Origin of the sequence: Parvularcula lutaonensis (genome assembly GCF_014651915.1) — a bacterium.
Classification (GTDB): Bacteria; Pseudomonadota; Alphaproteobacteria; order Caulobacterales; family Parvularculaceae; genus Parvularcula; species Parvularcula lutaonensis.
In genome coordinates this window covers 1,197,119-1,215,813 of record NZ_BMXU01000001.1, presented here as the reverse complement: position 1 = coordinate 1,215,813, position 18,695 = coordinate 1,197,119, and the positions used below count along the sequence as shown (strand labels likewise).

The following is an 18,695-nucleotide window of genomic DNA, read 5'->3' as shown; positions in this document are numbered from 1 at the left end:
GATGACGCGCGCCGGCGATCAGGACAGGCTGCCGATCCTCACCTACCATTCAATCTCGGATGGAGACGGACCCACCTGCACGCCGCCCGAGGTCTTTCGGGAACAGATGAGCGTTATCGCGGCTCTCGGCTGGAGTCCGGTCACGGTTGCCGATGCCATCCGCTGGCGCAAGGGCGAGGCCAATTTGCCGGAGAAAGCCCTTCTCATCACCTTCGACGACGGCTTCCAGGACTACGCCGAGATCGCGGCCCCGATCCTCGAAGATCACCACTTCCCGGCTGTTGTCTTCCTTCCGACCGCGGTGATCGGTGAGCGGGAAAACTGGTCCGGTGCCAACGATCCCGCGCGACCGCTGATGGACTGGGAAACTGTCCGCAGGCTGCAGGAAGGTGTCACCGAGTTTGCGCCGCACAGCCGGCATCACGCGAACCTCCCGACCCTGGGCGACGAAAACCTCGAAGACGAAGTGGCAGGGTCTAAGAGAGAACTGAAGGAAAAGACCGGCATCGATGCTGTGTCTTTCGCCCAGCCCTACGGCGCAACCGACGACCGCGTCGAAGCGGCCATCGCCAGACACTACGATATCGCCTTTGGCGTGGAGCTTGGCGTCGCGACGCGCAGCTCGCCCGTTACCGCCATGCCGCGCCTCGAGATGTACTACTATCGCGATGTCTCCAGATGGCGCGCGTTCCTCGCTGGCGAAGGCGGCGGTTACCTCAAGCAGCGCCAGTTCCTCCGATCCGTGAGGAATTCCGCCACCCGTATTCTCCAAGCTGCAGGAGGGCGTTCGTGACCGGACCCTTGCTCTCTCTCGCCCGCCGTGTCCTTTCGGAGGACATGCGCCGCTCGATCGTCGCCTTCCAGCGGAAGCACCGCCTGCAATGGCCGCGGACAGGCAATGTCGATTTCGCATCGCTCCGCAGGCTGACCCCGATCAGCCCGATCTTCGGCATGGATCGCGGCATGCCTATCGACCGATACTACATCGAGAAGTTCTTGGAGGCGAACAGCGACCTTATCCGTGGGCGGTGCATGGAGCTGGGTGATCCATTCTATATCAAGAAATTCGGCGCGCCTGATGCGCAGGCGGACGTTTTGCACGTTGTCGAGGGAAATCCCGACGCAACCATCGTTGCCGATCTCACCGACTGTCCGCATATCCCGGACGACAGTTTCGACTGCATCATCTTCACCCAGGCGCTGCAGATGATCTACGACATGGAAGCGGCGATGGGGAACCTCTACCGCATCCTGAAGCCAGGCGGTGTCGTCCTGATGACGACCCACGGCACGTCCAAGATCGCGCGCCGCCTTGGTCGGGACGACTGGGGTGAGTATTGGCGGCTCACGGCCCAAGGCGTCGAGGCGCTGACCCGAAAGGTCGCCCCGGACGCAGAGCTTTCGGTCAAGGCCTACGGCAACGTCTTCTCCTGCGCGATGTTTCTCTATGGGCTCGCTGCGGAGGATCTCGAGACCGAGGAGCTCGACCATGAGGACGAGGACTTCGAGCTGATCCTCGGTGCGGTCATCAGGAAGCCCGAAAAATGACCGACGGAGGTCCGCAGCCGATTACACGGCCGGAAGCCATCGGCATGGCCGGCGTGCTGATGCTCGCGCTCGTACTGCGTATTATTCATCTGAATGCGGATCTCTGGTATGACGAAATCCTGACGCTCCTGAACTATGTCCGCCTGCCTTGGGGCGAGCTCGTCCAGACCTACGGCTCCCTCAACAACCATGTCCTCTACAGCTGGATGGCCAAGATCAGTGTCGGGATCTTTGGTGAAAGCGCTTGGGCGATGCGGCTACCGGCCGTTCTTTTCGGCCTTGGTTCCATCGTGGCCGTATGGCTTTTCATGCGCAGGGTGACGAGCCTGCCGGTCGCGATGCTGACGGCCTTGGTCCTTGCCATTTCCTACCACCATGTCTGGTTTTCCCAGAATGCCCGCGGCTACACCGGGCTTCTGTTCTTCATCAGCCTTTCGAGCCTCTTCATCCTCCGTGCCCAGCGCGGCGAGAAGCCTTGGCAAAGCTGGATGCTCTGGGCAGCCTGCGTCGTCGGTGCCATGGCGATCCACCTGACCGCAGCTTTCTTTTTCGCAGCGCAAGCCGCCGTCCTCCTGATCGATGGTGCACGGAAGGCCTTCATCGAGCGCGAGCAAACAGTGTGGCAATGGCTCCGCATGCCGCTCGCTGCTTCTTTGGTGGTTATCGTCGCGCTCCTCCTTTTCTATTCACCGATCATGGCCGACATCGCCTCCACGATGGGCGAGATGAGCGCGCCTTCGGATGCCGATGCCGCTGGCTCTGAAGCCATGAAGGAATGGGAGAACCCCCTGCGAACGGCCATAGAGCTCATGGCCAGCTTCGGCGCCCTGGGTGCCGTTCTCCCGATCGCGCTTGGTTTTGCCGCAATTGGTGGCTGGCAGATGACCCGGCGCGCCCCGGTTGCCGCGGGGGCCTACCCCGCTGCGATCGTCGTTACACTGGTCATCCTTGTGGCTCTCGGTTTCCGGGTCTGGCCCCGTTATTTCTTCATCGAGATCGGATTTCTCGTGGCCGCGGCGCTCGCAGGGGCATTCCAGGTCGCTGACTGGGTGGAGCGGTGGCGGGTCGCGGGATGGAGGCTGCCTGCTCCGCTTTCGAAAACTCTCGGGACGCTTGTCATCCTTTCCGCGTGCGTGCTGATGCTCAGGCCGAACTACAACGATCCGAAGATGGAAATCTCTGACGCCATCGCGGCTGCGGCGCTGGCGGAAGGGCAGGGCAGGCCGGTCGTCACGGTTGGGCTCGCTAAAGTTCCCTTTACGGATTACCGAAAGCCGGACTGGCCTTTCATCGAGGATGCGGCAGGGATGCGCGCGCTTCTTCGCGACGAGCCAGAGGCGTGCGTGGTCTCCGCGTTTCCGACCCATTTCCGCGGCACCTATCCTGACATACACGCGATCCTCGTCGCGAGGGACGGCAAGCCCCAGCGCCTCGGCGGGACGCTCCCCGGAGCCGAGATCGAGCTATGGGGCTGCGAGCCCTCATGAGCACGACAACCGATATCAGCCAGCGCGCGCGGGCGCTCTTCGCCTCCTTCAAGGCGGTTGTCGATTTCGCGGTCCTGTTCCTGGGCCAGGTGGTCACCAAGCTCGCGGGTATCGCGGCTTTTGCCTTTCTGGCCCGGACCCTGACGGCGGAGGAATACGGCGCGGTGGAGACGGCCGTCAGTATGTGGATGATCGGCTTCGCCTTCGTCGATTTCGGCACCGGGGCGACGGGGATCCGCAGGCTGTCCCAGCACCCTGAAAGCTACGCCGAGATTGTCCGCACAGTGGCTTCGGCGAGGCTTATGCTCGCCGCCATCGCTGTGCCGCTCCTCCTAGCGCTTTACGTCAGCCTTGCAGGCGATGCCGCACCGCCCGGCCTCCTTCTCTTGTATGGCCTGTCGCTCTTTGGTCTCGTGCTCAATCAGGAATGGCTCTTCCAGGCCAAGGAGCGGATGGACATCGCAGCCTTTGGTCCCAGCCTCCGGATGGGTGCCTTTCTCGTTCTTGTCATCCTCTTCGCGCCCGGAGAAAGCGGCGTTCTTTCCGTTGGCTATGCCGAGGCGCTGGCGGCCGCCATCATGGCGTTGTTCTTCCTCGCCAGCCAGGCCATGACCTTCGGGCTCGGCTCGGCGCGTCTCGACTTTAGAGGCGGCTTGCACATGATTCGCAGCGCATCGGGCCTCGGCCTCGCCAAGATCGCCAACGCCTTCGCATCGTCCGTCCCCGTGCTGATCGTCGCTGCCATCGCAGGTGCCACCGAAGCCGGCGATATCGGCGCAGCACTGAGGATCGCGATTTCGATCATCACTTTCAGCTGGCTTTACTACCTCAACCTCTATCCGCTATTCGCACGCCATGCAGCATCGGACAGGGAGGGGTTCGTCGCTCTCGTCGAGGCTTCCCAACGCTTCGCAAGCTGGACCGGGGTCGTGGCCTGCGCTGTTCTCTTCGTCGGCTCGAAGCTCATCATGAGCGTCGTGTTCGGGGCGGACTATGCCGATGTGTCTCTCGAGTTCGAAGTCCTGGTCGTCGCGATCTTTTTCACCTTCGCTTCGGGCACGGCGCGCTGGACGCTTATCGCTCAAGAGCGGAACCGCGCGATCTTCAGGGTGCAGCTCTGGGGCGCTGTCGTTACGGCGATCGTCGCGCTCGGTGGCGCGATCACCCATGGCGCGCTGGGCGGGGCAGTCGGTTACACGGTCGGGGTCGCGGCGGTCTGGAGCGTTGCGCATCTTGCCTCCCAGCGGGAGAGCCTGGCGCCGACTTCGCTGCGTCACTTCTTCCTGCCCACGGCTCTCGGCGTCGCGGTCTGCGCAGGGGTGCGCATCAGTGGCCTTGCTGATCTCCCCGCCATGATACTGACCGGAGCGATCCTCGGCGCAGCAGCCCTCGCTGACCCGCGCATGCGCCGGGCGATGTTCCATCTCGCCGCTTCGAAAAGCGGGGACGCTTGATGGATGCAGCTGCGGCGCTAACAGTGGATACCATGCAGGGTACAGCTTCGAAAACGCATGACCCCTATGGCCGGGTGTTGCGCTATCTCCACTGGGCCATCGGCCTGTTCGTGATCTTTCTCGCGCTGACAGGTTACGCGATCCATTTCCGTGACGAGCTCGGCTTCCCCCAGTTGAAGTACGTTCTCGTTTATACCCACGCCTTTGCCTCCTACGGATTTCTTGCCGTCCTGGCGGTCAGGCTGATCCTTCCTCTCGTTCGGGCCGTCCTTCCTCGGATGAAAGACGTCCTTCCGCGCCAGGACGAAGTCCTGCGCCTCAGCAGGCAGGTGGAAGGCATCCGCAAGGGAAAGAGGAAGACCCGTTTCGCCGGTCGCTCACCCATCAGTAGGACAGTGATCGCAGTCTTCTACGCGATGTTCTTTGTCTTGATGGTTACCGGATTATTCCGTGCAGGGACGGATCTTTTCCACCCGCCGCTGGGACCGTTCGTGAAGCGCTATGTTGCCGCGGACGGCCTCCCGTTATCCGAGGTGAAGCCGCTCGACAAGTCGACCCACGACAAACGCCGTGCACGCACGGTGATGAAAATCAAGATCCCCGTCGGCAAGGTTCATGTCTATTCCGGCTACGTCGTCCTTCTTATCGGCCTTGTCCACATCCTCGGCCAGCTCAAGTTCGAGTGGTCGCTACCGGGTCAGGAAAAGCGTCGGGGTTTCGCCCGGATCATGCTTTTCGGCCCGAAGCGGGAGACGCCTGACCCCTGATGTTGTCCGGACCCCATATCGCGCTCGTCTCGACATTCTTCCCGCCGTTCAATTTCGGCGGCGACGGCATCTATCTCGAACGCTTTGCCGGGCTTCTCACCGAGCGCGGATGCCAGGTCACGGTGGTCCATAATCCTGATGCCTACCGCTTGCTCGCCGGCAAGGCTTCCGAAGGCATGACAGCACCCGAGGGCCGTCCGTACAGGGTCGTTCCTGTGGAAGCGAAGCGTCCCTTCCTCGAAACCCTCGCCATCCAGCAGCTGGGCAGGCCGCTCGCCACCAAGCCGAGTATCGAGGCGGCGGTCGCGGATGCCGACATCATCCACTACCACAACATCTCGCTGATGGGCGGACCGGGGGTGCTGTCTATCGGCAGTGCGCTGAAAATCTACACGGCGCATGAGCATTGGCTCGTCTGTCCATCGCACATCCTTTGGCGACACAACCGCGAGGTCTGCGACGGGCGCGAATGCTTCCGCTGCCAAATCGCTCACCGCCGCCCGCCGCAGCTTTGGCGGTATACGGACCTCCTCGAGAAACAGGCCGCCGAGGTCGACGCCTTTATCGCGCTCAGCCAGGCCAGTGCCCACAACCATGCGGAATTCGGCTTCAGGTTCCCGATGCAGGTCCTGCCGAGCTTCCTTCCCGCCGATCCCGCACCGCAAGGGGAGGAGGAGCACCTCAATGGCGGCGTGCCTTACCTCTTCTTCGCCGGGCGGCTCGAGATCATCAAGGGGCTTCAGGATGTGGTTCCGCTGTTCGGCCCGGATGCGCCCTGCGACCTGCTGATCGCAGGCGATGGAGCGTATAAAGACGAACTCCTGAGGATAGAGCCCGAGAACAGCCGGGTAAGGTGGCTGGGGCGTCTCGATCCGCAGGAGATGGGGACCTACTATCGCAAGGCCCTTGCCGTGGTGACGCCCTCGCGGTGTCACGAGGTTTTCCCGCTGGTCTCGATCGAGGCGTTCCGTGCCGGCACGCCGATCATCGCGCGTGACCTTGGTGCCTATCGCGAGATCGTCCAAGAGACCGGCGCTGGGTTCCTGTTCGAGAAACCCGAGCATATCATCGATGCCGTTCGTAAGCTGATGGAAGGCGACACGCGCGAGCGGCTTGGGCGGCTGGCGCTCGAGAAATTCGAGAGCCGTTGGTCCGAGGACGTGGCGATGAAAGCCTATTTCGACCTTCTCATTGGCATTGCCGAGAAGAAGGGCGACAGCACCCTCGCTGGAAAGCTCCGCAAGATCGCCTAGACCGAGCGGGCTGCTGCGTAGGCTGAGGACCAGGCCCACTGGAAGTTGTAGCCGCCGAGCCAGCCGGTCACGTCAACGACTTCGCCGATGAAATAGAGGCCGGGCACGTCCTTGGCTTCCATGGACTTCGAATTGAGACCGTCCGTATCCACGCCGCCAAGCGTGACCTCTGCGGTGCGGTAGCCCTCGGATCCTGCCGGTCTAACTCCCCAGCCATGCACCCGATCAGCAACGGCTCTCAGTTTCCGGTCGGAGAAATCGGCGAGATTGCCGCGCCAACCCTCATGGCTTGCAAGGCTTTGCGCGAGTCGTCGTGGCAGGACTTCCGAGAGGGCCGTCTGGATTTCCGTCTTGCCGCCCTTTGCCCGCCGTGCCCGGAGTGTTTCATAGACATCATTGGCGGGCGAGAGGTCAACGGTCACGCCGCCGCCTTCGCGCCAATAGCTGGAGATCTGCAGGATCGAAGGCCCGGAGAGGCCGCGATGGGTAAACAGAAATCCGTCTTCGAAGGCCGTCGGCTTCTTGCGCCTCCTGCCGAAGACCGCCTCGGGAGATGCCGTGACCCGCGCGGGGACGGAGACCCCGGAGAGGTCTTTCGCCATGTCCTTGATCGCGCCCTCGAAGGTCAGCGGGACCAGGGCCGGGCGCGGCTCGACAACCTTCAGACCAAACTGCTCCGCGAGCTGATAGCCAAAGCCTGTCGCTCCTATCTTCGGGATCGACTTGCCACCGGTCGCGACCACGAGGGCCGGAGCCGCATGGACCGCGCCGCCTGCCGCGACGGCGAACCCCGTGTTGCCACGCGCAACGCGCTCGATCTCCGTTTCCGTACGGATGGTGACGCCATGGCTTTCGCAGTCTCGCACCAGCATGTCGATGATCGCCTGGGCGCTATCGTCGCAGAAAAGCTGGCCGAGATGCTTCTCATGCCATCCGATGCCGGCAGCATCGACCCGCTTGATGAAGTCCTGCGCCGTGAAGCCGCGTAGGGCGGAGATGCAGAACTTGGGATTTTGCGACAGGAAGTTCTCTGGCTTGGCGTGGATATTGGTGAAATTGCACCGCCCGCCGCCGGAGATCCTGATTTTCTCGCCGATCTTCTTCGCATGGTCGAGCAGCAGCACTCGCTTGCCCCGCTTTCCCGCCTCGGCGGCAAAGAAAAGGCCAGCGGCGCCTGCGCCGAGGGCGATCACGTCGTAGCTTTCAGGGTCTTGGGACAAGCATCACTCCTTGGACCCGGCCCTCTCGGGGCAGAGGCACCCGCCCGTCAAGCGGCCAAGATGCTGCGCCCGCCTTGGTTCCTCGGCGCAACTCCGCCACAACAGGAAAAACGATCCAAGGGAGGCCAGCATGGCCAGCGACTTTTCCGGACTGGGCGACGTTCCCGATCACCTCGCTTTCGATATCGAAGGGCTGAAGAAGGGCGCAGGCGCTTCGGTTCCCGGTCTTTCGGGTGACATAGAGGTCAAGAAGTTCAAGGGTGGCCAGTCGAACCCGACCTATCTCATCACGACCGCAGAGGGGCGTTACGTCCTGCGCCGCAAGCCGCCCGGCAAGCTGCTCGGCTCGGCCCACCAGGTCGGCCGGGAGGCGCGGGTGATGAGCGCGCTGGCCGACACTGACGTGCCTGTGCCGAAGGTCCTTTTCCATACAGACGATGCCGACATGATCGGCTCTGAGTTCTTTATCATGGAATTCATGGACGGGCGCATCTTCTGGAACCCGCTCCTCAGCGAACTGCCCAAGGATGAGAGGGGCAAGGTCTATCTCAATCTCACCGACACCCTCGCCGCGCTTCATTCGGTCGACTACAAGGCGGTGGGCCTCGGGGATTTCGGGCCCGAAGGCGACTATCTCGCCCGGCAGATCGGGCGCTGGTCGAAGCAGTACAAAGCCTCCGAGACCGACGATATCGAGCCGATGAACTGGCTCATCGACTGGCTTCCGAAGAACATTCCCGACGCGGACGAGACCTGTCTGATCCACGGAGACTTCCGCCTCGACAACTGCATGTTCGCCAAGGACAGCCCAACGCCTATGGGGCTCATCGACTGGGAGCTGTCGACGCTTGGCCATCCGCTTGCCGACCTCACTTATTACCTTCTGTCGTGGAAGATTCCGCTGGACCCCAGCCGTGGAGAGAGTCTTGTCGGGCAGGATCTGGAAAGCCTCGGTATTCCGCGTGAGGAGGAGTTGATCGACCGCTACCGCGAAAAGACGGGAGCGGAGGTTCCCGAGGACCTCAACTTCTATTTCGCCTACAATCTTTTCCGGCTCGCCGGGATTGTCCAGGGCGTCTACAAGCGCGCGAAAGACGGCAATGCGTCGAGCGAGAAGGCACTGGGCTACGGCAAGATGGTGGCACCTCTGTCTCAGATGGCGAAGCAGTTCGCGGGGGGGTGATCTGTCATGGTGCTGAGCACGGTTGCGAAAGGCGTGCGGGAGCAGAACTGGCTCGCGGTGACGATCGAGTTCTTCATCGTGGCGGTCGGTGTTTTCCTGGGCGTGCAGCTCGGCAACTGGAACGAGGACCGGGCCGAGGCGGAGCGGGAGAGGGTCCTGATCGACAAGCTCAAGCAGGACTTTGCCTTCATCGAGGAGACGCTGCTCGAGCAGCGGGAGCGCTCTGAAAATTACCTCGAACTCGTCACGGAGCTGCGGGCTTTCCTCGAAGATGAGACGCCCCTGTCGGAGCGAGATATCTCCAGCCATATCGACGCGATGATATCGGCTTCGCGGCCTGCGCGGCCTTCGCCTACCTATGTCGAGATGCAGGCATCGGGCGCACTGAGCCGCCTCGATAATCAGGAGCTGCGCGCAGCACTCGTTGCCTATCATCTCGATACGGAAGTTGCCAATCGGGGTCTGGACTGGGCGCTCGAGGCTTTTGATCCTTCACGGATCACGTTGCGGTACCTCATACCTTTGGACGGTGATTATGAGGGCTTTCGCGAGGCGGTGGGCGAAGTGAATTACATGATCGTCGCCCATGGTTTGCAGGTCAGGTATGCCAATGCGAGCCTCGATCTTGCGCGCGAGGTGCTCGAAGAAATCGAGGAGAGCCGACGATGACCTTGTCTGTATCCGAAGCTGTTGCCCGTCGTCATTCCTGCCGCGCCTTCCTGCCCGATCCGGTGCCGGAAGAAACCGTTCGTGAACTTCTTTCCCGCGCGCTGCAGGCACCTTCGGGGGGTAATCTCCAGCCTTGGAGGATCATCGCCGTGGCTGGGGAAGAGAAGGATGCCCTGACCCCTCTTGCTCAATCGGCCCTCTTCAAGAACCCCGAGGGCGAGGATGACGAATACCCCGTCTATCCCAAGAAGCTCGGAGAACCTTTCCGCACGCGACGCTTCAGGGTCGGTGAGGACCTTTATGGTGCCATCGGTATTCCCCGCGAGGACAAGGCTGGACGCTATGCGCAGCTTGCGGAGAACTTCAGGTTCTTCGGTGCGCCTGTTGGCCTTTTCTTCGTCACGCGGAGAGAGTTCGGCCATGGCCAGTGGGCCCATCTCGGTATGCTGATGCAGACGATCGCGTTGCTGGCCGAAGAGGCGGGCCTTGCGACCTGCATGCAGGAGGCTTGGGGCAAGGTTCGCGAGACGCTGCACGGACATTTCGGACTGGATGAAGCCGAGGTGATCTATTGTGGCATGGCTTTGGGGCATGAGGACAAGTCGGCGCCGATCAACAATTGGCGTAGCGAGCGGGCTAGCCTCGAGGACGTGGCCGAGTTCCGGGGCTTCTGAGGACTGCGGCTGATCCTTCCGTAAGCGCCGGAAAGGCGGCATTCTGGCGACATGGACAGCTTCCCCAATCCCCGCCCCATGCCCGATGTCACGAGAGTCGCGTCACCGCGCCAAGGCCCTGAAGACGCTGTGATCGCGGATGACGGCACGGTCTATTCGGCGCTGCGCAATGATGGCTGGCTGTTGCGGGTCCCGCCGGGGGCGGAGGTGGCGGAGAAAGTCTGCGACATTGGCGGGCGAGGCCTCGGCGTCGAGCTGATGGCTGATGGGCGGGTCCTGGTCTGCAATGCCGACCTCGGCCTGCAGGCCGTCGATCCCCGGACCGGGGAAGTCGAAGCTCTCCTGCCCGAGATTTTCGGAAAGCCGTTCGGCGTCTGCAACAATGCCTCGATCGCGAAGGACGGAACGATCTATTTCTCCGAAAGTTCGCAGACATACCATCTCGAGAAATACCGCAACGATATTGTCGAAGACACACGGACGGGCAGGCTGATCCGCTGGCGGCAGGGGCGGGAGCCCGAGGTTCTTCTGGAGGACATCACCTTTGCGAACGGGGTTGCGCTCGACCCCGATGAGAAATTCGTTCTCGTCGCCGAGACGGGGCAGTGCCGGATCCACAAGGTCTGGCTCGACGATGGGCGGTCGGAGCTTTTCGCGGATCTGCCGGGTTATCCCGACAATATCGCTCTTGGTACGGATGGACTTTTCTGGGTAGCAGTGCCCGCGCCCCGGAACCCGGCCGTGACAAAGCTTCATCAGTCGCCGCTGCTGGTTCGCAGGATCGTTTCGGCCCTGCCCGAGAACCTGCAGCCCAAGGTGCCGCGAATCTGCTGGGTCATGGCGTTCGAACCCGGCGGGAGGCTGGTTCATTTCCTCGAAGGTGATCCGAAAACGTATCATCACGTGACCGGCGTGAGGGAGAAGGATGGCCGGGTCTGGATGGGCAGCATCTACGAGGATGCGTTGGCATATTTCGACTTGTAGGGGACGACTGCACCCAGTGTGTCAGGAAGTGGCGATTGACGATCCCTCCCCCTCGTCATCTGAGGCCCAAAGGCGAGCTTTGCTTCCATCACCGTTTTTTATGTAATTCCGGAGCGGGTGAGGCTCGCACCCAAAGGCCATAGGGAGCGCCGTTCGGGTTCCGGGCTCAGGCGTTGCCTGCCCCCGAATGACATCGCTCAGGCAGAATGGCGCCGTTTTGCCCCCGGCGAGCTCTGCCCCTATACGCCCCCAATGACCCACGCGCCGCATCGCTTCTCCGTCGCGCCGATGATCGACTGGACGGACCGGTTCTGCCGGTTCTTTCACCGGCAGATGACACGGCGTGCGCTGCTCTATACCGAGATGATTACCGCCGAGGCGATCCTGAATGGGGACCGGGACCACCTCTTGGCTTATGACCATGGAGGGCCGACGGCGCTGCAGCTTGGCGGCTCGGACCCTGCGAAGATGGCCGAGGCGGCGCGGATTGGCGCGGCTTACGGCTACCAAGAGATCAACATGAATGTCGGCTGCCCCTCCGACAGGGTGCAGTCGGGGCGCTTTGGTGCGTGCCTGATGGCGGAGCCCGAGCTGGTGCGCGATTGCCTGATCGCGATGCGCGAGGCGACCTTCCTGCCGGTCACGGCAAAATGCCGGATCGGCATCGACGACCAGGCCCCCGAGGTGATCCTGCCCCGCTTCATCGAGCATGTCCGAGAAGCCGGGATCGATACGGTGATCGTCCATGCGCGCAAGGCCTGGCTACAGGGGCTCAGTCCGAAAGAGAACCGGACGATCCCGCCGCTCGATTACGACATTGTCTTCCGGATGAAGGAGCGGTTTGGCGACATGAACGTCATCCTCAATGGCGGTGTGGCATCGCCGCAGGAGGGGTTCGCGCATCTGCCGAAGGTCGATGGCGTGATGCTGGGCCGGGCTGCCTATGAGCGCCCGGCAATCCTGCGCGAGGTGGACGGGCTGTTCTTCGGCGATAGGCGCGAGGTGCCTTCGGTGGAGGACGTGGTGGCGGCCGTCGTGGCGAAAGCCGAGGCGGACGGGACGCCCCTGTGGCGCTATGCCCGCCACATGCTCGGCCTCTTCGCAGGCCGTCCGGGGGCGCGGCGCTGGCGGCGGAGGATTTCGGAGGAAGCGCGCGATGCGGAGCCTTCCCTTCTGCTGCGGATCGTGCGTGAAGAGGGCCTTGCCCAAGAGCCGGAGCCCGCTTGATCCAGTACATTCTCCTTGCGCTGACGGGGGCCTTCGCGGGAACGCTTGGCGGGCTGTTCGGCATTGGTGGCGGCGTGGTCATCGTGCCGGTGCTCTATCTCGTGTTCATCCAGGGCGGGGCTGATCCAGAGGTCGCGATGAAGACGGCGGTCGGCACATCGCTGGCGACCATCATCGTGACATCGGCGCGGTCGCTCCGTGCGCACCACAAACGCGGGGCGGTGGACTTCGGGGTGCTGAAAAGATGGGGTCCGTTCATCGCGCTCGGCGCGCTGCTTGGCGCAGGGCTGGCGCGAGTGATCAGCGGCGATGTGCTGCTCGCCTTTTTCGCGATCGGGATTTTCGGCATTGCCATCCAGCGGCTGCGCGGGCAGCGGGGCGTGCGCAAGACCATCACGATGTCGCCGCTGGCCCAGCGGGGGGCGGCCACGGCAACGGGGCTGGTCTCATCGCTGATGGGGATTGGCGGCGGCGTGATCGGGGTCATCCTGCTGACCGCGCAGGGCAAGACGATCCATCAGGCGGTGGCCACGGCAGCGGGCTTCGGCATGGCCATCGCGATACCGGGCAGCCTTGGTTTCATGCTGGCCGGTTGGGGGCAGGCGGCCCTGCCGGGAGCCATCGGGTTCGTTCACCTGCCGGGGTTTCTCGCTGTGGCGCTGGGAACGGTGCTTTTCGCCCCGCTGGGGGCGAGGCTGGCGCACAGCCTCTCGGCGGAGCGGCTGTCGAAGGTCTTCGGCGTCTATCTGCTGGTTACCGGCGTCCTTCTGGTGCGCGAGGCGTTCTTCGTATGACCCGTCACGGTTGACCCCTCCTCGCGCGCGGCATACCTGCGGGCCGATCAAGGAGTTCTCGTGATGAGCAAAGAGTACGACGTCGTCGTCATCGGTGGTGGCCCCGGGGGCTATAACGCAGCGATCCGCGCGGCCCAGCTCGGCCTCAAGACCGCTTGCATCGACAAGCGCGAAACCAAGAAATTCGGCGGCACCTGCCTGAATGTCGGTTGCATCCCCTCGAAGGCGATGCTGCACGCGTCGGAGATCTTCGAGGTGGCCGAGAAGCACATGGCCGACCTTGGCGTGAAGGTCTCGGGCGTCGAACTCGATCTCGGCAAGATGCTTGGCCAGAAGGACGACGCAGTGAACGGCCTGACCAAGGGCATCGAGTACCTGTTCAAGAAGAACAAGATCGATGGCTACAATGGCTGGGGCAGGATTGCCGGCAAGGGCAAGGTCGAGGTGACAACCGATGAGGGAACCGAAACCCTCAGTGCCAAGAACATCATCATCGCGACGGGTTCGGACATCATGTCCCTGCCGGGGGTCGAGATCGACGAAGAGGTGATCGTCTCCTCGACCGGTGCGCTTTCGCTGGGCAAGGTGCCCGAGCACATGGTCGTGGTCGGCGGGGGCTATATCGGGCTCGAGATGGGCTCGGTCTGGCGTCGCCTCGGCGCCAAGGTCACGGTGGTGGAGTTCCTCGACCGCATCACGCCGGGCATGGACGCAGAAGTGTCGAAACAGTTCCAGCGTATCCTGAAAAAGCAGGGCATGGATTTCAAGCTCGGCACCAAGGTTGTCGGGATCGACAAGACGAACAAGGGCGCGACCCTCACCGTCGAGCCTGCGCAAGGCGGCGAGCAGGAGAAGATCGACGCGGATGTGGTCTTGATCTCGATCGGGCGTAAGCCGTACACGGAAAATCTTGGTCTCGACACGGTCGGAATCGAGCCGAACCAGCGCGGTTTCATCGAAGTCGACGCCCACTGGCGCACGGGCGTGGACGGCATCTACGCCATCGGCGACGTCATCCCCGGCCCGATGCTGGCGCACAAGGCGGAAGAGGAAGCCGTCGCTGTGGCCGAGTTCATCAAGACCGGCTACGGTCATGTCGATTACGGAATCATTCCGGGCGTCGTCTACACCAACCCCGAGGTCGCGACGGTCGGCAAAACCGAAGAGCAGCTGAAGGAAGAGGGTGTCGAGTACGCCGTCGGCAAGTTCCCCTTCGCCGCGAACTCGCGCGCGAAAACCAATCACGAGACGGACGGTTTCGTGAAAGTGCTCGCGGACAAGAAGACGGACCGCATCCTCGGTGTCCACATGATCGGCGCCGGGGTCGGGGAGATCATCGCCGAAGCATGCGTGGCCATGGCCTTCGGGGGCAGCTCGGAAGACATCGCACGGGTCTGCCATCCGCACCCGACCCGCACCGAAGCCCTGCGCCAAGCCGCGATGGGTGTCGAAGGCTGGACGATGCAAGCCTAGCCGGCTTGCATCGCTTCATCTTTGGCCTTGCACTTCGCTGTATGAGGCTTGGTGCAATAACGTCTGTACACGGATCATCTTCTAGGTTGCTGCGTTGACCGCGCTCGGGAGCGGCGCGAGCGCTTCACCGCGAAGAGGATGGTGCGGTCCTCGACTGTTTGGTCGTTGGTCGTGATGTCAGCGTCGAGGCCCAAGGCTTCGAGGCGGTCCCTGTATTCATCGGGCGCGAGGCTGGCGTGGTAGACCTGCTCGCCTTCGACGACGCCGGTGACTTCGCCCTCGTGGGGGCCTACAGTCAGGAGCAGACGTCCGCCGGGGGCGAGGAGGCTCGCGAGCCTTGGCAAGAGTGCGCGCTGTTCGTCCGTCGTCAGATGGAAGGAGCCGTCCCAGCTAATGATCGCATCGAAGGGTCCGTCGATGTCGAGAACGCGCATGTCCTGCAACAGCCAGCGGGCCGAGGGGTAGCGCGCCCGCGCGATCCTCAGCATCCCTTCGGCAAAGTCCACACCGGTGACGGCGAAGCCCTGCGCGATGAGCCACGCGGCGATCGGGTCCCCGGCACCGCAGCCGAGATCGAGGACAGACGCACCCCGCGGCAGCCTGGCGGTGAGGCGCTCGAGCCATGCCTGCTCATAGAAGATCCGCACCCGGTGACGATCCCAGCCAATGGCGTGTTGGTCATAGACATTAACCGTCCGCTCGCGGATCGTTTCGAGGTCGGGCGCGCTCAGCGCTTCTCTCCCGTGCCGTAGCAGTCCCGGCATGGCCGCAGGAACCGGCGGCCGGTCCCGTTGCAACGGCTGCACGTCACGGTGGCGGCGGTGAAAGCGTCGCCCTTGCTGCGACCGAGAAGGGCGCGGACAATGGGCGCGCTGTCACCGCGGCGACGCCTGACTTCGCGGAAAGCATCCACGGCGCGAAAGGTCATGTCACTGGAGCCGAAGAGCATCTGGGCGGCGAGCCGGAGATCCTTGAGAAAGAAGTCGAGCTGTGTGCTGAAGAAATCGTCGGTGAAGGGAGGCTTGGTGTTGAGCTCGGCAAACACGCAGAGATGGCCCTGGTCGATGAAAGCCGTGGCGACCGATAGCCGCGCCCCGATCCGCTTCGCACCTGCCTCGGTCAGGCCCGGCGCCTCGATCAGGGCGATGAGCGAGAGATAGCTCACCCCGTCATGGGGTTCGGCGAAATACATCGCACCGAAGGGGAGCTGGCTTGCCGGATCGAGGCCGGAGATGATGCGCAGGTCGTCGCCGGCCTCTGGCTCGGCCGGTCTCGGATCGAGGCCCATCCGCTGCATCACGGCGAGAATACGGCTGCCGGTCCAGCCCGGCCCTGTCATCGCTCCGCTCATCCAGACAATCCACCTGCTCCGGTATTAGTGAACGCTCACGGATGCCTTCCCGTCAATGCCGGCGGGCACTCCTCGCCCTCGGACGTGTTGGGCAGGCATGGAGCAGCAGCCGGCAAATGACGACACCGAGCCGCTCGAGGACATCCTCGAGGAGGCACGCGAGTCATCCGATGGCGAGAAGACCTCCGTGGGCGAGCTGGTCGATGCCTTCGGGGCGCAGTCGCTTGGCCCGGTGCTGATTCTCTTCGGGCTCCTGGCCCTGTTTCCGCCGATCGGGGCCGTGCCGGGCGTGCCGATCCTCCTTGGCGCGGCGCTGGTTCTTTACTCCGTGCAGTTCATCGCCGGAGCGACCCGGATCTGGTTGCCAAAGCGCCTGCGCGAAGTGAGTTTCGAGCGCGAGAAGATCGAGAACGCGAAGACCAAGATGCAGCCCTGGCTGCGAAGGATCGACAGGCTGTTCACCGAGCGGCTGACTGTCCTCGTGGGTCCGACCAGCGCGCGGCTCGTGGGCGTCGCGGCCCTTCTTCATGCACTGTTGATGATTCCTCTCGAATTCATCAGTGCCGTGGCACTCCCCGGAGCGGCGCTCACCTTTTCCGGCGTGGCGCTGACGGCACGGGACGGGCTGATGATGCTCGTCGGCTGGGCGATCACCGCCGCTGCTGTCTATGTCAGCATCGCCTTCGTGCCGTGGGACGAGGTGGCCGGATTGTTCAGCTAGCCGAGCGGTTCCTGGCGAGAGCGCGGTCTTCGAGCACTTCGGCAATGGTCATGAGGAGGGCGTTGGGCCGCACCGGCTTCGATACGTAACCGTCCATGCCCGCGGCGCGGGCGCGGGCGTCTTCCCCGGACATCGTGTCGGCGCTGACGGCGATGATGGGGATATCCTTGTAGGGCGCATCGGACCGGCGGATCGCTGCTGCGACCTCCGGCCCGCTCATGCCCGGCATGTGCTTGTCGAGGAGGAGGAGGTCGAAATGGTCCGCCTCCAGAGCATCGAGCGTGGACGGACCATCATCGGCGAAGATGAAGGTCATTTTCCAGCGGCGCAGGTATTCGCGCAGCACCAGCTGGTTCACATGGTTGTCCTCGGCCACGAGGACATGGAGGCCTTCGAGCTCGGGGGCGACATGCAGGAAGGATTGGGGGCGTTCGGGCCGTTCGATCTGTGCCTCGCGCAGGGGGAGAGTGAGGCGGAAGCTCGATCCCTGGTCTTCGGCGGAACGCTCGAGCTCGATCGAGCCGTCGAGAAGCCCGGCCAGCAGCTTGCAGATCTGAAGCCCGAGCCCCGTTCCGCCATAGCGGCGGGTAATACCGCTCTCGCCCTGTTCGAAAGCGTCGAAGATCTTGGCCTGCTGGTCTTCGGGAATGCCGCGTCCGGTGTCGGTGACCCGGAAGACGACCTGGCCGTTCTCACGCAGGCCTTCAATCGTGATCGTGCCTTCGTCGGTGAATTTCACGGCATTCGAGACGAGGTTGTTGATGATCTGCCCAGTGCGGTGCTCGTCCCCGATCATGCCTTCGGGGAAGTCATCGGCAATCGAGACCTCGATGTTCACGGATTTCGCATTGGCCTTGGCGCGCCAGGTCTTCGCAGCGTGCTCGATCAGCCTGCGAGGCGCGAAGGGCTGGCGCTCGATTTCCATCTTGCCCGCCTCGATTTTCGACAGGTCGAGGAGGTCTCCGATAATGAAGAGAAGGCTTTCGCCCGAACGGCGGATGGTGGCTACGAGCTCTTTCTCCTTGTCGTCGAGCCTGGCCGAATCCAAGGCCTCGGCCATGCCGATCACGCCGTTGAGGGGCGTGCGGAGCTCATGGCTCATGGTGGCGAGGAATTGTGACTTCGCGGCTTCAGCCTGCTTGGCGCGGGCCAGGCTTTCCTCGAGCCGACGGATGTTGGCGTAGGTGTTGTAGCTGGCGTTGACCGCGAGGACCGTGCCGAGGATCAGGGCGAGCGTCGCCTGGAGCCATCGCTGGAAAAACCAGGTGAATGGCAGCTCGCTGAAGAGGGGATGCGGTTCGGCCCACGCCCACCAGAGGAAGAACCCGAGCAGCAACAGCCCAGCAACCCCGTAAGCAAGGGCGGCCCGCCAATCGAGGATATAGCCGATGATCATGGGGCCGATGCAGATCATCGGCAGCAGGGCCGAGTTGATGCCGACATGGTCCTGCAGCGCCGAACCCGACACGCAGGAGATGGAAAGGATGGTGTAGAACGTGGCGTAGGCGGTGAAGTTCTTTGACCATCGCAGGAAGACGATCGACGCCGGCAAGATCAAAGCCGCGACCAGGGCGATGGTGGAGTCCGTGCTCCAGCGCTCGTAACTTATCCACAGAGCGATGGTGTTGAAGGCTTGCAGCAAGCCAAGCACGAGGGCCACGACATAGACTGCGCGTGTTCTCGTGACGGTCTCGCGGGATCCGTCACAGTCGACGCGCAACCAGGCCTCGACCCGGTCGAATATTCTGCTCCAAAGTGCCCCGATCATGCTCTCACTGCCCGGCCGGCGGTGAATTTACGGCCAACATCCTATGATCGCGTTGACGTGGCCGCCTTGCCGGGGCGCGCCTTCGCACTTTTCAAGACCGTAGGACTTGCTAGGGTCACAGC

18 protein-coding genes are annotated in these 18,695 nt (G+C 63.0%); 14 read left to right on the top strand and 4 right to left on the bottom strand.

What is annotated here, in order from left to right:
• The first annotated feature begins 1 nt into the window (after position 1).
• Genes IE053_RS05835 through IE053_RS05810 form a run of 6 tightly spaced genes read left to right on the top strand, consistent with a single transcriptional unit; the run spans position 2 to position 6,509 of the window.
• Entirely contained in the window at positions 2–793 is a 792-nt protein-coding gene (locus IE053_RS05835) for a polysaccharide deacetylase family protein (RefSeq protein ID WP_189573212.1), read from the top strand.
• Complete coding sequence (locus IE053_RS05830) at positions 790–1,548, top strand: class I SAM-dependent methyltransferase (protein WP_189573210.1); 759 nt, start codon at positions 790–792, stop codon at positions 1,546–1,548. The genes IE053_RS05835 and IE053_RS05830 overlap by 4 nt, the downstream gene beginning before the upstream one ends.
• The gene (locus IE053_RS05825; RefSeq protein ID WP_189573207.1) at positions 1,545–3,035 is read left to right on the top strand and encodes a glycosyltransferase family 39 protein; all 1,491 of its coding nucleotides are present in this window, start codon (positions 1,545–1,547) and stop codon (positions 3,033–3,035) included. The genes IE053_RS05830 and IE053_RS05825 overlap by 4 nt, the downstream gene beginning before the upstream one ends.
• Entirely contained in the window at positions 3,032–4,489 is a 1,458-nt protein-coding gene (locus IE053_RS05820; RefSeq protein ID WP_189573204.1) for a lipopolysaccharide biosynthesis protein, read from the top strand. Before IE053_RS05825 ends, IE053_RS05820 begins: the two co-directional genes overlap by 4 nt.
• Positions 4,490–4,521: 32 nt before the next feature.
• A complete protein-coding gene (locus tag IE053_RS05815; RefSeq protein WP_189573201.1) occupies positions 4,522–5,256 on the top strand; it encodes a cytochrome b/b6 domain-containing protein in 735 nt (244 codons plus the stop codon).
• Positions 5,256–6,509 (top strand): glycosyltransferase family 4 protein, encoded by a 1,254-nt coding sequence (locus tag IE053_RS05810; RefSeq protein ID WP_189573198.1) that lies wholly within the window; start codon positions 5,256–5,258, stop codon positions 6,507–6,509. The genes IE053_RS05815 and IE053_RS05810 overlap by 1 nt, the downstream gene beginning before the upstream one ends.
• Here IE053_RS05810 and IE053_RS05805 read toward each other — a convergent pair.
• Positions 6,506–7,729, bottom strand: coding sequence for a BaiN/RdsA family NAD(P)/FAD-dependent oxidoreductase (locus IE053_RS05805; protein ID WP_189573195.1), 1,224 nt, complete (start codon positions 7,727–7,729; stop codon positions 6,506–6,508). The two genes, IE053_RS05810 and IE053_RS05805, sit on opposite strands and share 4 nt — an antisense overlap.
• 130 nt (positions 7,730–7,859) lie before the next feature.
• On the opposite strand from IE053_RS05805, the gene IE053_RS05800 reads away from it, so the two are divergent.
• The 7 genes from IE053_RS05800 to lpdA all read left to right on the top strand — a co-directional run bounded on the left by IE053_RS05800 (position 7,860) and on the right by lpdA (position 14,733).
• Positions 7,860–8,912 carry a phosphotransferase family protein gene (locus IE053_RS05800; RefSeq protein ID WP_189573193.1) on the top strand — a complete coding sequence of 351 codons (1,053 nt, stop codon included), beginning with the start codon at positions 7,860–7,862 and terminating at the stop codon, positions 8,910–8,912.
• 6 nt (positions 8,913–8,918) lie between these two features.
• Entirely contained in the window at positions 8,919–9,581 is a 663-nt protein-coding gene (locus tag IE053_RS05795) for a hypothetical protein (RefSeq protein ID WP_189573190.1), read from the top strand.
• The gene (locus IE053_RS05790; RefSeq protein WP_229786074.1) at positions 9,578–10,255 is read left to right on the top strand and encodes a nitroreductase; all 678 of its coding nucleotides are present in this window, start codon (positions 9,578–9,580) and stop codon (positions 10,253–10,255) included. The genes IE053_RS05795 and IE053_RS05790 overlap by 4 nt, the downstream gene beginning before the upstream one ends.
• A 78-nt stretch (positions 10,256–10,333) precedes the next feature.
• On the top strand, positions 10,334–11,239 hold the full coding sequence (locus IE053_RS05785) for an SMP-30/gluconolactonase/LRE family protein (RefSeq protein WP_189573187.1): 906 nt from the start codon (positions 10,334–10,336) through the stop codon (positions 11,237–11,239).
• Between the two features lie 252 nt (positions 11,240–11,491).
• Positions 11,492–12,466 (top strand): tRNA dihydrouridine(20/20a) synthase DusA, encoded by a 975-nt coding sequence (dusA, locus tag IE053_RS05780; protein ID WP_189573184.1) that lies wholly within the window; start codon positions 11,492–11,494, stop codon positions 12,464–12,466.
• Positions 12,463–13,260: a sulfite exporter TauE/SafE family protein gene (locus IE053_RS05775; protein WP_189573181.1), complete on the top strand. Its 798-nt coding sequence runs from the start codon at positions 12,463–12,465 to the stop codon at positions 13,258–13,260. The genes dusA and IE053_RS05775 overlap by 4 nt, the downstream gene beginning before the upstream one ends.
• A 63-nt stretch (positions 13,261–13,323) precedes the next feature.
• A complete protein-coding gene (lpdA, locus tag IE053_RS05770) occupies positions 13,324–14,733 on the top strand; it encodes a dihydrolipoyl dehydrogenase (RefSeq protein ID WP_189573176.1) in 1,410 nt (469 codons plus the stop codon).
• Between the two features lie 74 nt (positions 14,734–14,807).
• Here the strand turns inward: lpdA and IE053_RS05765 are convergent, their stop codons facing one another.
• Both IE053_RS05765 and IE053_RS05760 read right to left on the bottom strand, forming a co-directional pair.
• Entirely contained in the window at positions 14,808–15,497 is a 690-nt protein-coding gene (locus IE053_RS05765) for a class I SAM-dependent DNA methyltransferase (RefSeq protein ID WP_189573173.1), read from the bottom strand.
• The gene (locus tag IE053_RS05760) at positions 15,461–16,084 is read right to left on the bottom strand and encodes a DnaJ-like cysteine-rich domain-containing protein (protein WP_189573170.1); all 624 of its coding nucleotides are present in this window, start codon (positions 16,082–16,084) and stop codon (positions 15,461–15,463) included. Before IE053_RS05760 ends, IE053_RS05765 begins: the two co-directional genes overlap by 37 nt.
• Positions 16,085–16,181: 97 nt before the next feature.
• On the opposite strand from IE053_RS05760, the gene IE053_RS05755 reads away from it, so the two are divergent.
• Complete coding sequence (locus tag IE053_RS05755; RefSeq protein WP_189573167.1) at positions 16,182–16,805, top strand: exopolysaccharide biosynthesis protein; 624 nt, start codon at positions 16,182–16,184, stop codon at positions 16,803–16,805.
• On the opposite strand, the gene IE053_RS05750 is transcribed toward IE053_RS05755, so the two are convergent.
• Positions 16,798–18,573, bottom strand: a complete 1,776-nt coding sequence (locus tag IE053_RS05750; RefSeq protein ID WP_189573164.1) for an ATP-binding protein — start codon at positions 18,571–18,573, stop codon at positions 16,798–16,800. The genes IE053_RS05755 and IE053_RS05750 overlap by 8 nt on opposite strands.
• Positions 18,574–18,695: the final 122 nt, after the last annotated feature.

Excerpts from the sequence above, each read along its gene's own strand:
- IE053_RS05835 (WP_189573212.1), top strand. The coding sequence starts at position 2 with ATGACGCGCGCCGGCGATCAGGACAGGCTGCCGATCCTCACCTACCAT.
- IE053_RS05815 (WP_189573201.1), top strand. The coding sequence starts at position 4,522 with ATGCAGGGTACAGCTTCGAAAACGCATGACCCCTATGGCCGGGTGTTG.
- IE053_RS05825 (WP_189573207.1), top strand. The coding sequence starts at position 1,545 with ATGACCGACGGAGGTCCGCAGCCGATTACACGGCCGGAAGCCATCGGC.
- IE053_RS05760 (WP_189573170.1), bottom strand. The coding sequence starts at position 16,084 with ATGAGCGGAGCGATGACAGGGCCGGGCTGGACCGGCAGCCGTATTCTC.
- IE053_RS05785 (WP_189573187.1), top strand. The coding sequence starts at position 10,334 with ATGCCCGATGTCACGAGAGTCGCGTCACCGCGCCAAGGCCCTGAAGAC.
- IE053_RS05765 (WP_189573173.1), bottom strand. The coding sequence starts at position 15,497 with ATGCCGGGACTGCTACGGCACGGGAGAGAAGCGCTGAGCGCGCCCGAC.
- dusA (WP_189573184.1), top strand. The coding sequence starts at position 11,492 with ATGACCCACGCGCCGCATCGCTTCTCCGTCGCGCCGATGATCGACTGG.
- IE053_RS05790 (WP_229786074.1), top strand. The coding sequence starts at position 9,578 with ATGACCTTGTCTGTATCCGAAGCTGTTGCCCGTCGTCATTCCTGCCGC.
- IE053_RS05810 (WP_189573198.1), top strand. The coding sequence starts at position 5,256 with ATGTTGTCCGGACCCCATATCGCGCTCGTCTCGACATTCTTCCCGCCG.
- lpdA (WP_189573176.1), top strand. The coding sequence starts at position 13,324 with ATGAGCAAAGAGTACGACGTCGTCGTCATCGGTGGTGGCCCCGGGGGC.
- IE053_RS05755 (WP_189573167.1), top strand. The coding sequence starts at position 16,182 with ATGGAGCAGCAGCCGGCAAATGACGACACCGAGCCGCTCGAGGACATC.
- IE053_RS05795 (WP_189573190.1), top strand. The coding sequence starts at position 8,919 with ATGGTGCTGAGCACGGTTGCGAAAGGCGTGCGGGAGCAGAACTGGCTC.
- IE053_RS05800 (WP_189573193.1), top strand. The coding sequence starts at position 7,860 with ATGGCCAGCGACTTTTCCGGACTGGGCGACGTTCCCGATCACCTCGCT.
- IE053_RS05750 (WP_189573164.1), bottom strand. The coding sequence starts at position 18,573 with ATGATCGGGGCACTTTGGAGCAGAATATTCGACCGGGTCGAGGCCTGG.
- IE053_RS05820 (WP_189573204.1), top strand. The coding sequence starts at position 3,032 with ATGAGCACGACAACCGATATCAGCCAGCGCGCGCGGGCGCTCTTCGCC.